9 protein-coding genes are annotated in these 13,336 nt (G+C 55.5%); 7 read left to right on the forward strand and 2 right to left on the reverse strand.

All coding sequences use genetic code 11. The features are described from left to right. Positions 1–7: 7 nt before the first annotated feature. Together VJ956_RS00445 and VJ956_RS00450 are read right to left on the reverse strand one after the other, a co-directional pair. A complete protein-coding gene (locus VJ956_RS00445) occupies positions 8–463 on the reverse strand; it encodes a DUF4112 domain-containing protein (protein WP_324080479.1) in 456 nt (151 codons plus the stop codon). A gap of 43 nt (positions 464–506) precedes the next feature. Then, positions 507–1,394: an AEC family transporter gene (locus VJ956_RS00450; RefSeq protein WP_324080491.1), complete on the reverse strand. Its 888-nt coding sequence runs from the start codon at positions 1,392–1,394 to the stop codon at positions 507–509. 798 nt (positions 1,395–2,192) lie between these two features. On the opposite strand from VJ956_RS00450, the gene VJ956_RS00455 reads away from it, so the two are divergent. The 7 genes from VJ956_RS00455 (at position 2,193) to VJ956_RS00485 (ending at position 13,336) form a co-directional block, all read left to right on the forward strand. Then, positions 2,193–3,512, forward strand: coding sequence for a PilZ domain-containing protein (locus VJ956_RS00455; RefSeq protein WP_324080492.1), 1,320 nt, complete (start codon positions 2,193–2,195; stop codon positions 3,510–3,512). 57 nt (positions 3,513–3,569) lie between these two features. Continuing rightward, positions 3,570–6,107, forward strand: a complete 2,538-nt coding sequence (locus tag VJ956_RS00460) for an EAL domain-containing protein (protein WP_324080481.1) — start codon at positions 3,570–3,572, stop codon at positions 6,105–6,107. A gap of 296 nt (positions 6,108–6,403) precedes the next feature. Continuing rightward, positions 6,404–7,273, forward strand: a complete 870-nt coding sequence (locus tag VJ956_RS00465; RefSeq protein ID WP_324080482.1) for a carbon-nitrogen hydrolase family protein — start codon at positions 6,404–6,406, stop codon at positions 7,271–7,273. Positions 7,274–7,484: 211 nt separating this feature from the next. Continuing rightward, a complete protein-coding gene (locus tag VJ956_RS00470) occupies positions 7,485–8,951 on the forward strand; it encodes a biotin carboxylase (RefSeq protein ID WP_324080483.1) in 1,467 nt (488 codons plus the stop codon). A 67-nt stretch (positions 8,952–9,018) separates the two neighbouring features. Then, positions 9,019–10,044: a C45 family peptidase gene (locus tag VJ956_RS00475; RefSeq protein WP_324080484.1), complete on the forward strand. Its 1,026-nt coding sequence runs from the start codon at positions 9,019–9,021 to the stop codon at positions 10,042–10,044. Next, entirely contained in the window at positions 10,037–12,817 is a 2,781-nt protein-coding gene (locus tag VJ956_RS00480; RefSeq protein ID WP_324080486.1) for an aminotransferase class I/II-fold pyridoxal phosphate-dependent enzyme, read from the forward strand. Before VJ956_RS00475 ends, VJ956_RS00480 begins: the two co-directional genes overlap by 8 nt. Positions 12,818–13,033: 216 nt before the next feature. Next, positions 13,034–13,336, forward strand: coding sequence for a 2OG-Fe(II) oxygenase (locus tag VJ956_RS00485; protein ID WP_324080488.1), 303 nt, complete (start codon positions 13,034–13,036; stop codon positions 13,334–13,336).

Genomic DNA, 13,336 nt, shown 5'->3' on the forward strand with positions numbered 1-13,336 from the left:
CCAGAACCTACAGGATCAGCATCAAGCCACCGGTAACGACCGCAACGGCAAGGGTCAGCCCAATCAGGGCTCGCCAGGGAAACTGTGGCGCTGGTGGCGCTACCGCGAGCTGTTCTTCCAGATATTCTCTCAGCAACCGGGTATTGCGGGTGTTGGCCTTGAAAACCGCATCGAAGGCATCGCCGAACACCGGCATCAGGCCACCAACAAAATCGATGCCCATATTTCTCAGCATACGCAGTTTTACCTCCCTGGTCGCACCGGCCCGCTGGGCCTCAACAAGCACATAGCCGGACATTATCAGGCCCGCCATGTCGCCAATTACCGGGATCAGGCCAATGATGGCCTCGACGCCAATACTGAATTTCGTGAAGGGTAATCCAATGCTGCTGTCGGTAAAACGGCTGAATTTTTCCAGCCGCCGGAGTATCTCTCTTTGTCGGGCTTCGGTGGGCTTTGCCATAGTATTTCCAGAATCACTCCGCCAAGTTCAGTGGTGACGCCCGTCAGAACACGGCAAAAACCACCACCACAGCTAACGAAACGGTCAGGGACAGTGGAATGGTCAGCGCTATCTCCTGCGACGGGCCCTGGTACCGTACCGCCAGCACGTAACTCATGACCGCCACCGGCATGGCACACTGAATCAGAAATACCTGCGCCTCCAGCGCATTCAGGGGCCAGAACAGCAACAGCAGCCAGGCCAGCGCAAGACCTGCCAGTGGCCGGTACAGGCTGAAGCCCACAGACCTCAGTATATCCTTCATACCCGACAGTTTCAGACTGGCAATGGAGTTACCCAGTAACATCAGCATCACCGGGACGGTGATGGAGCCAAGCATGTCCAGAGTCGTCATCGCCGGTTCCGGCAATTGAATGCCGGTTGCCAGCAGCGTCGCCCCGGCAATCAGCGCCAGCACAGGGCCGTTTTCGAGCATTGAGCGCACGGAAAAACGACCAGAAAGGCAACCGATGCCAAGCGTGAAGTGGCTGACCTGAATCACTGATGAAATCACCACTGCCAGGCCAAGCGACTGGGGGCCAAATAATGCAAAGCACACCGGAATTCCCATATTTCCGGTATTGGGGTGGACCAACGCGGGCAGATAAGGCCTGACAGGGATACCGGTCATCAGCAGCAGCAAGGCCGTAGCGGCTGACATCACCACTAACCAGACCAGGGTAATACCTATAAGGGCACCCATTCCCGCGATGTCCATATCCATATTCAGCACGGAATGGAGCAAAAGCGCAGGAATGCCAACCGCAGTCACCAGGCCCGACAGCGCCCTGCCATCGAAAAAATCGGTGTTACGGCCAAGAAGCGCCCCGAGTACGATCAGCGAAAGTAGCGGAAACAGGACTTCGGAGAGATGTTGAAGCACAGCAACCATACCTGAATAGTCACGGACACTGCTCCCCGTGACCGTAACCATTAGGCCTGGCCTCGGAAAGAGCTCTGTTACCCGCCTTGAGCCGTCATCGGCCCGGGAGCATTACCAGGACGACTGCGAAAATCCCCGGATGTTCAGCTTCGTGCCCAATGGCTGCAATTTCGTCACTCTTTGTCCCCGGAAATTTCAGGGACCGACTGACAAAAGCTGCAGTCATCCGTATCCACAGCCGCACCGCCAGTCTCCACATAACGGAGCTTATGGCTGGCCCTGCCCCGGTTTGAGGACACAGAAAATTTCCGGTCACGACGCATTTGCCCCTGCACTGTTTTGTCAGCTTTTTCTGACCCTGTCATAATTGCCCCTCCTGATTCACTTGATCACTATCTGGGGACTGAATGGCATTTATCCAACACCCTTGGGAAATGATGCAGAACCTTTGCCAGTTCGGCGGATAATGGCGAGCAAGCAGGCCCGGATAGCCGCCTCCAGGCACGCAGCAGACTCAGCTTTGCGCCCGATTCAGTTGAGCCTGGTGCCAAACTGTTACCCTTTGTCACTCAAAATCTCTGGAACCGACTGACAAAACCGGCAAACTCCGGTATCAACAACAAAGCTGAAGCCGCTTAATAAAGGGCCTTATGGATTGCCCGGCGCTATTTTCGAGACACCGAAAAGTTCCGTTCGCGCCGCAGATGCCGCGGATATCAGCGTAGACAGCACCGACACAACCGTACAGACTATAAACCATAATCAAATTTCATTTCAGCCCGGGAGTCAGGGTCAGCCATGGTAAAAATGCATGGAGAGTATCGCCGGCATTTGCGATCCGGGATCAGGGTCCCGGTAGTACTTACGTTTGCCAGTCACACCATTGAAACAAATACGCTGGACGTGTCAGCCAGCGGCCTGCTCCTGAAGAGGCCGAGACAGGTGTACATTCGCCCCGGCGAAGTCATTGACGTCGATTTTCGCGACAGGCCGGATATCCGGGTGTCGGCGCGGGTGACGCACACCGACAAGTCGCACATTGGCCTGCAGCTCGACCGCACTCACTTTTCTGATAGCAATCTGAACCAACTCTTTGAAGACAGCCCGTCCTGGCAACGACTGATCGCCAAAAACAAGCGTGTACTCTGGAAAAAAAGCCGCCGTGTTGGGGTTTTTATGGCCAATACCTTCCTGCGCTCAGCGATTATTGCCCTGGTAAAGCCCCGCTTTCTGTTTGCCGTGTACGGTAACAGGGAACAGGCCGGGTCCTACTTCACGCCCTGGATGGCCGAGCGTATGCCACACAATATGGTGCTTGGTTTCATTCGTCAGGGGGACATGCGCGGCCTGATGGTAGCGTCGCAGTACATGGAGGATGAGCTCGAGCAAGATTCCGAAAAAGTTCGCTTCTACCTGAATCAGTTGCAACGGGACTTCCCGGATGTCCAGCGCATCGCCCTGGTGGGGCGACTCCCCAACTTCGTTATGAAAGCGGGTATCGAAATTACCGATCCGCTGGTGGAAGGAAGCCTGGGAACACGATACATGATCTGGGATGTGGCGCGGAAAATGCTGGAACGTCCCCAGTATTGCCAGCAGACCAGCATTGTCGTGCTGGGAGGCGCCGGGCGCATCGGCAACGCAGTCTGTCAGGATCTTACCGGCCTGTATGACAGGGTGATTGCGTTTGATTCCCGCTACGGGGAAGACAGGGAGTTAGCCACTGACCAGGGTACGGTATTGCAGACCTCCTCTTTATCGCATCTGGAGGGCGAAATGCTCTATATCTGCCTGACCACTCATGGCGACGCCGTACTGGAATTCCAGCAACACATGGCCCCGGGTGCCCTGATTGCAGATGATACCCACCCCTGCATCAGCCTCACTACTCTGGAAAGCCTGAAGCAACAGCAGATCGCGGTGGAAAAGGTGGTGCTTTCCCATGACGAATTCCTGATGTGGCCACGCATGCCGGCCTGGAGCAACCGGGCCATTCCCGGGTGTCTGGTCGAGGCCCTGGTGCAGCTTCGCAGGCCAGAGGTCGGGGAACGCGACTTTCCCGCCTTTCGCCAGGAAGCGGAGTTTCTCGGCTTTAGCGGTCGCCTGATCAGGCCCCTGAATGAATGAAATGTGCGGGAATGCAGCGCGATGAAATGCAACCTGCAGACGGCCGTCCTATTGACGATGTCCTTGCTAGTGTCCCTTACCGTCAGTGGCAAGGAGCTGACGGCTCAGGGAGACGTGGGCAATTACAGCCTGAACAGTCACATCGAGTACTTGCTGGGCGATGAGCCAACCCTGGCTCAGGCAATCCAGCAGGAAAACTGGCAAAAGAAACAGGATGACCGCGTACTCAACCTGGGCTTCACCGGCCAGTCTGTCTGGGTAAGGGCATCCCTGACAATCCCCGAACCCCTGTCCCGCCAGTGGTACCTGGTACTTCCTTATCCGCTTCTGGAGGAAGTTGATCTCTATATTGTGCGCAACGGGCAACTGCCAGCGATCTACCACACCAGTCGCCTGAAGAGCGAAAACCAGCGTGAACAGCCCCACAGTTACCAGGTAGCGCTGCCGTTACCGCCTGAGCTGAACGGGCAGGTGGAACTGTTTCTGCGGGCGCGGTCAGCAACCTCACTGCAGGTACCGGTGGAGCTTTGGCGCGAGGACCACCTGCTGCTTCAGTTTTTGCATGAGAGCCTCTACTGGGGAGCCTATTTCGGCGCCTTGTGCGCGCTGGTGATCTATAACCTGTTCCTGTTTGTTTCCCTCAGGGATTCGGCCTACGGCTATTACGTGCTGTACATGGGCTCGATCAGCCTGATGATGCTCTGTATCTCCGGTCTCGGGAGCGCCTGGATTTGGGGCGGGCAGCCATTCCTGACCCGTTATGCCCTGCCTGTCAGCACCGGACTTGTGTCCCTGTTTGCCTTGATGTTTGCACGCAGCTTTCTGAAGTGGGAGAGCATTTCTTCCAGCTGGGACCGCAGCATGAAGATTGCCGCGGTACTGGCCGGCCTGCTGATTGTCTACACCTGGGCCGATCCCATCAATGCAGTATTGCTTGCCAGCCTGCTGGGCACTCTTGTAGCTGCCCTGCTCATCGCCATTGGCCTGGCCTGCCTGAAAGCCGGCGTCGTTATAGCCCGATATTTCGTACTGGCATGGACAGCCTTTGCTCTCGGCGCCTTTGTGTATTTACTGAACGTCTTCAACTTCATGCCGATGAACTTCTTCAGCAACCATGCCCTGCAGGTCGGCTCGCTGGCAGAGGTACTGCTGCTGTCCTTTGCCCTGGCCCACCGCATCAAGGACGAACGGTCACGCAAACTGGCGGCATTGCGGAAGCAGCAGATGGCCGAACGACAGGTCCGGGATCTGGAAATGCAGTCCCTTGAACAGGCGATGCACGATTCGACAACCCGAATGCCCAATGCCTCCCTGCTCAATCAGCAGTTAAAGGCCATCATGGGGCAGCACAGGCAGGTCGCGCTAGCACTGACCCACTATCCCCAGATCAAGGACATTGCATCCAGTATGGGCCACAAGCTGGCAGAGGAAATGTTCTGTCAGCTGATGAACAAGCTTAACCACACGCTGGCCGGGCTGAGCGGCGTCATCTGCCTGGAGAAACAGCAGCGCGCCTACATTGCGATTCCCGAGTTCGGTTCAGCGGCATTCCTGATCGACCTCACGCAACTGGATGGTCCACCGGAGACCGCTATCGCACAGGTGGTGGGTAATCATGAAATCTCTGTCCATGCCGTCAGACTGCCTGTATTCATGAATTTACACTGTGGCGTCGCTATAGCCCCCGAGCATGGCGAAAGCGCGGAAATCCTCTATCAACACGCCTCGGCGGCACGCGACCGCAGCGAATCAAGCCGGATTCCGGTGCTGGTCTATGACAATGAGATCTCCGATTTCGCGCGACGCCGCCTGGACCTGGTGACCGCCCTGCCGCTGGCAATCGAGGCCGGCGAACTGGAGCTTTACCTGCAGCCACAGATGAACAGTACCGGTCAGGAACTGGTGGGGGCAGAGATGCTGTTGCGCTGGCATAGTCCGCGTTTCGGGCCGGTGCCCGCCAGTGAAATAATCGAGATCGCAGAAAATGCCGGCTTGATAGATCTGCTATCGCGCTTCGTCGTAGACCAGGCCTGGAAAGCCATGCAAACGCTGCAGGAACGGGACCTGAACATTACCTGCAGTATAAACCTGTCGGTTCAGAACCTCGCCAACAGTCAGTTTGTGTCGTTTGCCCTGGCGGGTATCAGGGAACACGCGATTCCGGTGAATCGGGTAATCTTCGAAGTAACGGAAACCTCGATGATGCTCAACATGGAAGCAGTGATCGGAGCCTTGCTGCGGATTTCCAACAGTGGCTGCAAGGTTGCCCTGGATGATTTTGGTACGGGTTACTCGTCTCTGGCCTACCTGAGCCGTCTGCCTATCCACGAGTTGAAAGTCGATAAATGCTTCATAGGTCAGATGAATTCCAGCCAGAATGACCTGGGAATCGTCCAGAGCACCTTGAAACTGGCACGCTCCCTCGACCTGGAAACTGTGGCCGAAGGTGTGGAGGACAGCAAAACCAGTAAGCTTCTCGGCCAGTTGGGCTGCCATCGGCTGCAGGGTTTCCTGTTTGCCAAACCGATGCCGTTGGAGAAGTTCTGTAGTTGGGCAATGGCTAATTCGCAAAGTGTACCAGACCCGCAGCGGTAAAAGCAGGCTCCCGAGACAACCCTTCCGGCCAGTCCCGACGACAGCAACAGGCGACGGTTTTACTGTCCGGGCACCGGTATTATCTGACGTGCTGAACTTCTTTTTATAACCCTGGATTAACAGGAGCATACCGGATTACCCCGATGAGTATTTGCCGCATAGGCTTAGACAGGCTCCGGCGTTTGTCCTAGGATTGCTAGGGCACTTCATGACAACGAGTCCAAAATGAGACTGGCTCTCCAGACTCCCAGGCGAAAGACGCCCATAACTGATTTACCGTTTCACAGAGGAATGTAATGAGCTACTTTACGATTGCAGGCGTCCAGATGCATGCCCTGCATCACGGTGATAACACCGAAACCATGCGCCACCGGATTGATCTGCTGATGTCCCGTTTTCCGCAGGTGCAAATGGTGATGTTCAGCGAGCTGGTGGTGACCGGTTCTTCCACCCATCACGCTGAACCCCTGCCCAACGAAAAAGAAAACAAGTTCTGCGAAATCGCCAGGGAACATGGCATCTGGCTGATACCTGGCTCCATGTTCGAGCGTGTGGAAGACAAGATCTACAACACCGCAAGTGTCATCAATCCCGAAGGGCATGTGGTCTGCCGTTATCGCAAGATGTTTCCGTTCCGCCCTTATGAGAAAGGCGTTGCCGCCGGCACCGAGTTCTGCGTGTTTGATATTCCGAATGTAGGTCGGTTCGGACTTTCCATCTGCTATGACATGTGGTTTCCCGAAACTACCCGGGCCCTGGCTGCCATGGGCGCAGAGGTCATCCTGCACCCGACCATGACAGACACAATTGACCGGGACATCGAACTCTCGATCGCCCGCACCAACGCTGCCATCAACCAGTGCTTTCTGTTCGATTTCAACGGCGCCGGAGCCATGGGCAACGGTCGTTCCATTGTGGCAGGACCCTCGGGCGACGTTATTCATCAATCCGGAATCGGAGACGAGGTAGTTCCCATTGAGGTCGACCTGACACGGGTTCGTCGTGAAAGGGAACGCGGTCTTCGCGGCCTCGGGCAGCCGCTTAAAAGCTTCCGGGACCGGGAAGTCGACTTCCCGCTGTATCGGCACCCCGAGAGTTCGACTCCGTACCTCGACAGCCTGGGGCCACTGGAAAAACCTGTCAGATCCGATCCAGCCGGATCCTGATCGCGGCACGCTGGTCTGAAACAGGCATGGCGAAGAAGGAGTTGAGAAAAGCATGATCCGTGAACTTCTCAATATGGTCCGTCAGCGAATCGCCAACTGGCTCTCACCGGGAGCGGAAGGCAACCCGGTGCCCAACAAAACAACAATTGATGCCAGCCGCGAAAATTCTTCGCAGGGCCGGCAAGACAGGTCAGGAAAAGGAGAGAAAGGAATGAGCACGTTAAAGAGCATTTCCGATATTCGCCGTTATTTTCACAACAACAAAGAGCCTGTGTATTTTATCTCCGCAACCAACTTCAACCTGTTGGGCATCGGTGACTGGGTGGGCAATTTCCGCCATATCAACTACATCAACTGCTTCGACGACAAGCAGAAGAATGTTTTCGTGCCCAAGGAGAAATTCCCGCGCGACTTCGAAAGCATTGAGGACATCAATAACTACCTGCTAGAGCACAAGGAGGTTATTGATTATCTGCAGTCCCGCGGCGGCAAGGGCACGGTGGCGTTTCTCATGTTCGATGAGCGCACCGAAGAAATCTGTGAGCAGCTCGGCCTGAAAATCGCTTTCCCACCGGCAAAGCTGCGGTCACGGATGGACAACAAGATTGAAACCGTTCGTATTGGCAACAAGGTGGGAGTGCCCAGCGTGCCCAATGTGCTGGCCAAAGTGGACAGCTATGCGCACCTCCAGGAAGTCTGCGCCCCATTGGGCACCAACGATCTGGTGATACAGTCCGCTTTCGGCGATTCCGGTCACACCACCTATTTCGTCTCCAACGAGGACGAATACTACAAGTACGCAGAAGAAATCGAAGCAGAGCCCGAAGTCAAAATCATGAAGCGGATCAACTGCCGTGGCTCTGCTATCGAGGCCTGCACCACCCGTTGCGGAACCGTGGTAGGGCCGTTGATGACGGAACTGGTCGGGTTCAAGGCGCTGACACCCTACAAGGGCGGCTGGTGTGGCAATGAGATGTTTGCGGGTGCCTTCTCCCAGGAAGTTCGCGACAAGGCCCGCGAATATACGTTCAAGTACGGCGAAGCTCTGCGCGAAGAGGGATATCGCGGTTATTTTGAACTGGATTTCCTGATCGATCAGGATTCAAACGAAGTGTATCTTGGCGAACTCAACCCGCGGGTTACCGGCGCCAGCTCGCTCACCAACGTCGCAGCATTCGCTCATTCCGACGTTCCCCTGTTTCTGTTCCATCTCCTGGAATTTTCGGGAGAGGATTTCGACATTGACGTCGAGGAACTCAATGCGCGCTGGGCCTACCCCGAGAGCATTGACAGCTGGAGCCAGCTTGTCATCAAACACACGGATGAATCCATCGACCTGTTGACCGACGCCCCGCAGTCAGGCGTCTGGAAAATGGCCGAGGATGGCAGCATCCGCTACGATCATTACAGCTATCACCCACACGCTGCGGAGAGCGAGCAGGAAGCGTTCTTCATGCGTATCAGCGGCAAGGGCGACTTCAGATATGAGGGCGCAGATCTTGGAATTCTGATCACCCGGGGTCGTCTGATGGATGATGATTTCAAACTGACCCCCAGGGCCAAGGCATGGATCGACGGTATCCGCGGGCAGTTCAAAGGCCAGGCCCTGCAGGATCCGACCGTTGAGACCGTCGCTGTCAATCACGCCATTGGTGGCGGCAATTTCAAGATCCTGTGATCAATGATGCTGGCCGCTCTGTTGGTGCCACCTCTCTCCTCTCTGCGGGAATGGGGGAGGTAGCACCATGACAGAACACAAGCAACTGACTTTCACTGCCGTCGAAGAGGCTCTGCCGGGGGAGAAATGGCGCAGCCTCTTTGAGTTTCACTGGCCCGCGTTCGAGAGCTGGTACCTGTCCGAAACCGAACGCGAACGTCCCAGTTATCTGGCCTGTCTCAATGCTTTCAGTAAGCACATGCCAGAACTTTTGCCAACCTACAGACGGCTTTGCGAGCTGTCGGGAGGCAGAGACCTGCCAGCGCGCATGCTCAGCCTGTACCGCCCTCCTCCCTATATCACCGGTTGCTCCCAGGCAGTCATGGCGAATTGTCAGAGCAATGTTCTGGTGAGAAATTACGATTATCCGCCGGAACTCTGCGAGGGCACCATTCTGTCAACATGCTGGAATGGTCGGCGGGTGATTGCCATGTCCGACTGTCTCTGGGGGGTACTGGATGGCATGAATGACCGCGGGCTTGCCATTTCGCTGGCATTTGGTGGTCGCAAGGCAGTCGGGGACGGTTTCGGCGCTCCGATCATTCTGCGCTACATACTCGAGTTCTGCGACAATACAGAGGAGGCAGCCCGGGTTCTCGCCAGGGTACCGACTCACATGGCCTACAATATTACCGTAAGTGATGCCCAGGGACACTATGTCACCGCGATGATAGGCCCTGACCGGGAGGCCTCCATAAAACGTACTCCGATGGCAACCAACCATCAGAAAAAAATCGAATGGTACGCCCACGCCCTGGCATCAGAAACCCTGATAAGAGAACGCCAGTTGGCCATTCTTCTGGACAACGATGAAACAACGGAAGATCGTCTGATCTCGTCCTTCTTTTCGCCGCCGCTGTTTCGCAGCGACTATCGGCGCGGCCTCGGCACGATCTATACCGCTGTCTACTATCCAGCAGAGGGGCGGGCACAATATTGCTGGGCCAACCACTCACTTGAGTTCTCGTTTGATCATTTCGAAGAGGGCAGAGTGGAAATTCTTTACACAATTCATCCAGACATTCTGGAAAAGGGGAAAATAAAAAATGGGTGAAGCAACCGAAAAGGAGGCGTCTTTCAGCGCGCTCGGTTTTTATCACAAGATTTCCCAGTTGCGATCCGATACCTGGAACGCCCTCAAGAGAGATCTCGGAACCCTGGTTAATGCCAGTCGTGATACTGATGTCCGGAATCTGGTCAAGTCGGTTGAGATAAAACTGACCCGGCTGGAAATCATCGAGGATTATCATGCATTCCCGTCAAGAGAGGATTTCCATCACGTCTGGTCGCTGTTCCGCTCCGGCGAATACGCTGCCCTTGAGAAAGTCATACGGCGCCTGGTGCGGACCCTGATCAGCGAGTCCTACCGTCGTCGTCACGTGGATCTCAGCGGCGGTGATTCGGAGTCCGAGGACCTTGAAGCCCTTGATGCCCTGGACCAGCTCCGAAGGGGGCATCCTGCCTCGAACACCTCGGCACAGCCATATTTCGAACTTCTGATTGTTGACGCCATGTCGCACCAGGAAGAGGACGTAGTGCGGGAGGCTTTCCACCGTCTGCGCCGTCCTGAGGACAAATTCATTTATGACGTGATCACCGTCAGAAGTTTTGAAGACGCCCTCATCGCCATTCTGGTCAACCCCAACATTCAGGCCTGCCTGATCCGGTATGAATTTCCCCACAAATCGAAATACAACCTCAGCGTCCTCCGGAACTATCTCGAGGGTCTGTCAGAAGTAGAGCTGGGCGCCAAAACCGAAGCGGAGAGAAGTCTTCTCCTGGGCTCAATGATCAGCGATATTCGCCCGGAGATCGACCAGTTCCTGGTGACAAGTGGCGATGTAGAGAATACAGCCAGTCGCGATATCCGTAATTTTAACCGGATTTTCTACCGCGAGACTGACTACATCGAGCAGCATCACACAATTCTCCGCGCTGTCGATACCCGGTACCGGACCCCATTTTTTGATGCGCTGAGGGAATACAGCAAAAAGCCCACCGGCGTTTTTCATGCCATGCCCATTTCCAGAGGCAAGTCGGTGACCCGCTCCCACTGGGCCGGTCAGATGATCGACTTCTACGGTATCAACATATTTCTGGCCGAGACCTCGGCCACCTCCGGCGGTCTGGACTCACTGCTGCAGCCCTACGGGCCAATAAAGAAAGCCCAGGAGTATGCGGCACGGGCCTTCGGTTCACGCCAGAGTTTTTTCGTGACAAATGGCACCTCGACGGCGAACAAAATCGTGGTGCAGTCGCTGATCAAACCCGGAGATATCGTGCTGGTTGACCGGGACTGCCACAAGTCCCACCACTATGGCATGGTCCTGGCCGGAGCCCAGGTCGTTTACCTCGACTCCTACCCCCTGAATGACTATTCCATGTACGGGGCTGTTCCCCTCAAAGAGATTAAAAAGGCGCTGATCGAACTCAAGCGCAATGGTCAGCTTCACAAGGTAAAACTGCTGTTGCTCACCAACTGTACTTTCGATGGTATCGTCTACAACGTCCGTCGGGTAATGGAAGAGTGCCTTGCCATCAAACCGGACCTGGTATTCCTGTGGGATGAAGCCTGGTTTGCCTTTGCCACTTTCAACCCGACCTATCGTCCGCGGACGGCGATGCATGCCGCCAGGACACTGCGGGACCGCTATTACAGCGAAGCCTATCGCGAGGAATACGCCAAGTGGAAAGAGAATTTCGATCTGCTTGACCCGGAAGACGACGCCACCTGGTTCGATCATCCTCTGTTACCGGACCCTGACCTGGTTCGGGTGCGCACCTATGCCACGCATTCCACTCACAAGACTCTGACTTCGCTGCGCCAGGGATCCATGATCCATGTCTATGACCAGGAATTCCGGCAGAAGAATGAAGCGGCGTTTCATGAAGCCTACATGACCCATACCTCCACCTCACCCAACTACCAGATTCTGGCGTCCCTGGACGTGGGGCGGATGCAGGCCGAAATGGAAGGGTTTGAACTCGTCCATGCCCAGGTCGAAGCGGCACTGTCACTGCGTGAACACCTCTATACCAATCCACTCCTGCTGAAATACTTCCGGGTCCTGGTTAACAAGGACATGATTCCGCTGGAGTATCGCCAGTCCGGGATAGAAACTTTTTACGACCCTGTCACTGGCTGGAACAAAATGGAGGAAGCCTGGGCCCACGATGAATTCGTGGTCGACCCGAGCCGGATCACCATGGCCATTGGCCAGACCGGGGTTGACGGGGACACCTTCAAGAACGAATACCTGATGAACCAGTACGGCATCCAGATCAACAAGACCTCCCGTAATACGGTGCTGTTCATGACCAATATCGGGACCAGCCGGGGCTCGATTGCCTATCTGCTCGATGTGTTGATCAAGCTGGCCAAGGGCTTTGACCGGCGCTGGCTGGACAGCAGTCGCGCTGAACGCAAGATTATCGAGCACAATGTCCGCTCCCTGACCCAGGAGCTGCCGCCGCTGCCTGATTTCAGCCGTTTTCATGACGCATTCAGACTCAGGCCCGATTCCAGGGAAGGCGATATCCGGCGGGCCTTCTTCCTGAGCTACGACGAAGAGAACACGGAATACCTGAGGTTCGACAACCGTGACCTGCAGAAGGTTATGGATAAAGGCAGGGACGTCGTATCTTCAAGTTTCGTGATTCCCTATCCTCCTGGCTTCCCGGTACTGGTACCCGGACAGGTCATCAGTGAGGAGATTCTGGACTTCCTGCTGGCGCTGGATGTTACCGAGATTCATGGCTACCGTCCCGAGCTTGGTCTGGTGGTGTTCACGGAAGCGGCCCTGGAGGCAACGAACGAGGCCAAGTAGCTTAAATTGTTCAGCATTCCATGAGGAAACCAGTTCTGTATTTCCTGGCGACAGTCTCAACCTGTCTCGCCATCGGTGCCGGTTACCTCTGGCTGAGCTTCCGGAAAAGACTCGGGACTAGTGTCCCCTCTGGTTAATTCGTTGGCCTGCTGCTCTGGTCGGGCTGACCAGCAGCGCACGCTTGACGATCAGTCCGACCAGAGCGACACTGGAACCATGCCAGCAAAAGTCAAAACCCGGATCCTGTTCCACTCAAAACGGCTGAGCATTTACCTGGTCCATTACCCGGAAGGCCACAAGATAGGCCCTCACCTGGATATGATCTCTGAAGGACGACTGTACAAGCTCAATTATGTGCTGCTCAAGCCCAGAGCCGGCGGCGAGTTTTTCTGTGAGAAAAACATGTTCAACCTGTTCGGACGGCTATATCTGTTCCGTCCTGATCTATACCAGCATGGTGTTTCGAAAATTGAGCGCGGCAGTCGCTGGCTACTCAGTTTTGCCCTGACCCGGAGCTAG

Source organism: Marinobacter sp. (assembly GCF_035268745.1).
Taxonomy (GTDB): domain Bacteria; phylum Pseudomonadota; class Gammaproteobacteria; order Pseudomonadales; family Oleiphilaceae; genus Marinobacter.

Excerpts from the sequence above, each read along its gene's own strand:
- VJ956_RS00445 (WP_324080479.1), bottom strand. The coding sequence starts at position 463 with ATGGCAAAGCCCACCGAAGCCCGACAAAGAGAGATACTCCGGCGGCTG.
- VJ956_RS00450 (WP_324080491.1), bottom strand. The coding sequence starts at position 1,394 with ATGGTTGCTGTGCTTCAACATCTCTCCGAAGTCCTGTTTCCGCTACTT.
- VJ956_RS00455 (WP_324080492.1), top strand. The coding sequence starts at position 2,193 with ATGCATGGAGAGTATCGCCGGCATTTGCGATCCGGGATCAGGGTCCCG.
- VJ956_RS00460 (WP_324080481.1), top strand. The coding sequence starts at position 3,570 with ATGTCCTTGCTAGTGTCCCTTACCGTCAGTGGCAAGGAGCTGACGGCT.
- VJ956_RS00465 (WP_324080482.1), top strand. The coding sequence starts at position 6,404 with ATGAGCTACTTTACGATTGCAGGCGTCCAGATGCATGCCCTGCATCAC.
- VJ956_RS00470 (WP_324080483.1), top strand. The coding sequence starts at position 7,485 with ATGAGCACGTTAAAGAGCATTTCCGATATTCGCCGTTATTTTCACAAC.
- VJ956_RS00475 (WP_324080484.1), top strand. The coding sequence starts at position 9,019 with ATGACAGAACACAAGCAACTGACTTTCACTGCCGTCGAAGAGGCTCTG.
- VJ956_RS00480 (WP_324080486.1), top strand. The coding sequence starts at position 10,037 with ATGGGTGAAGCAACCGAAAAGGAGGCGTCTTTCAGCGCGCTCGGTTTT.
- VJ956_RS00485 (WP_324080488.1), top strand. The coding sequence starts at position 13,034 with ATGCCAGCAAAAGTCAAAACCCGGATCCTGTTCCACTCAAAACGGCTG.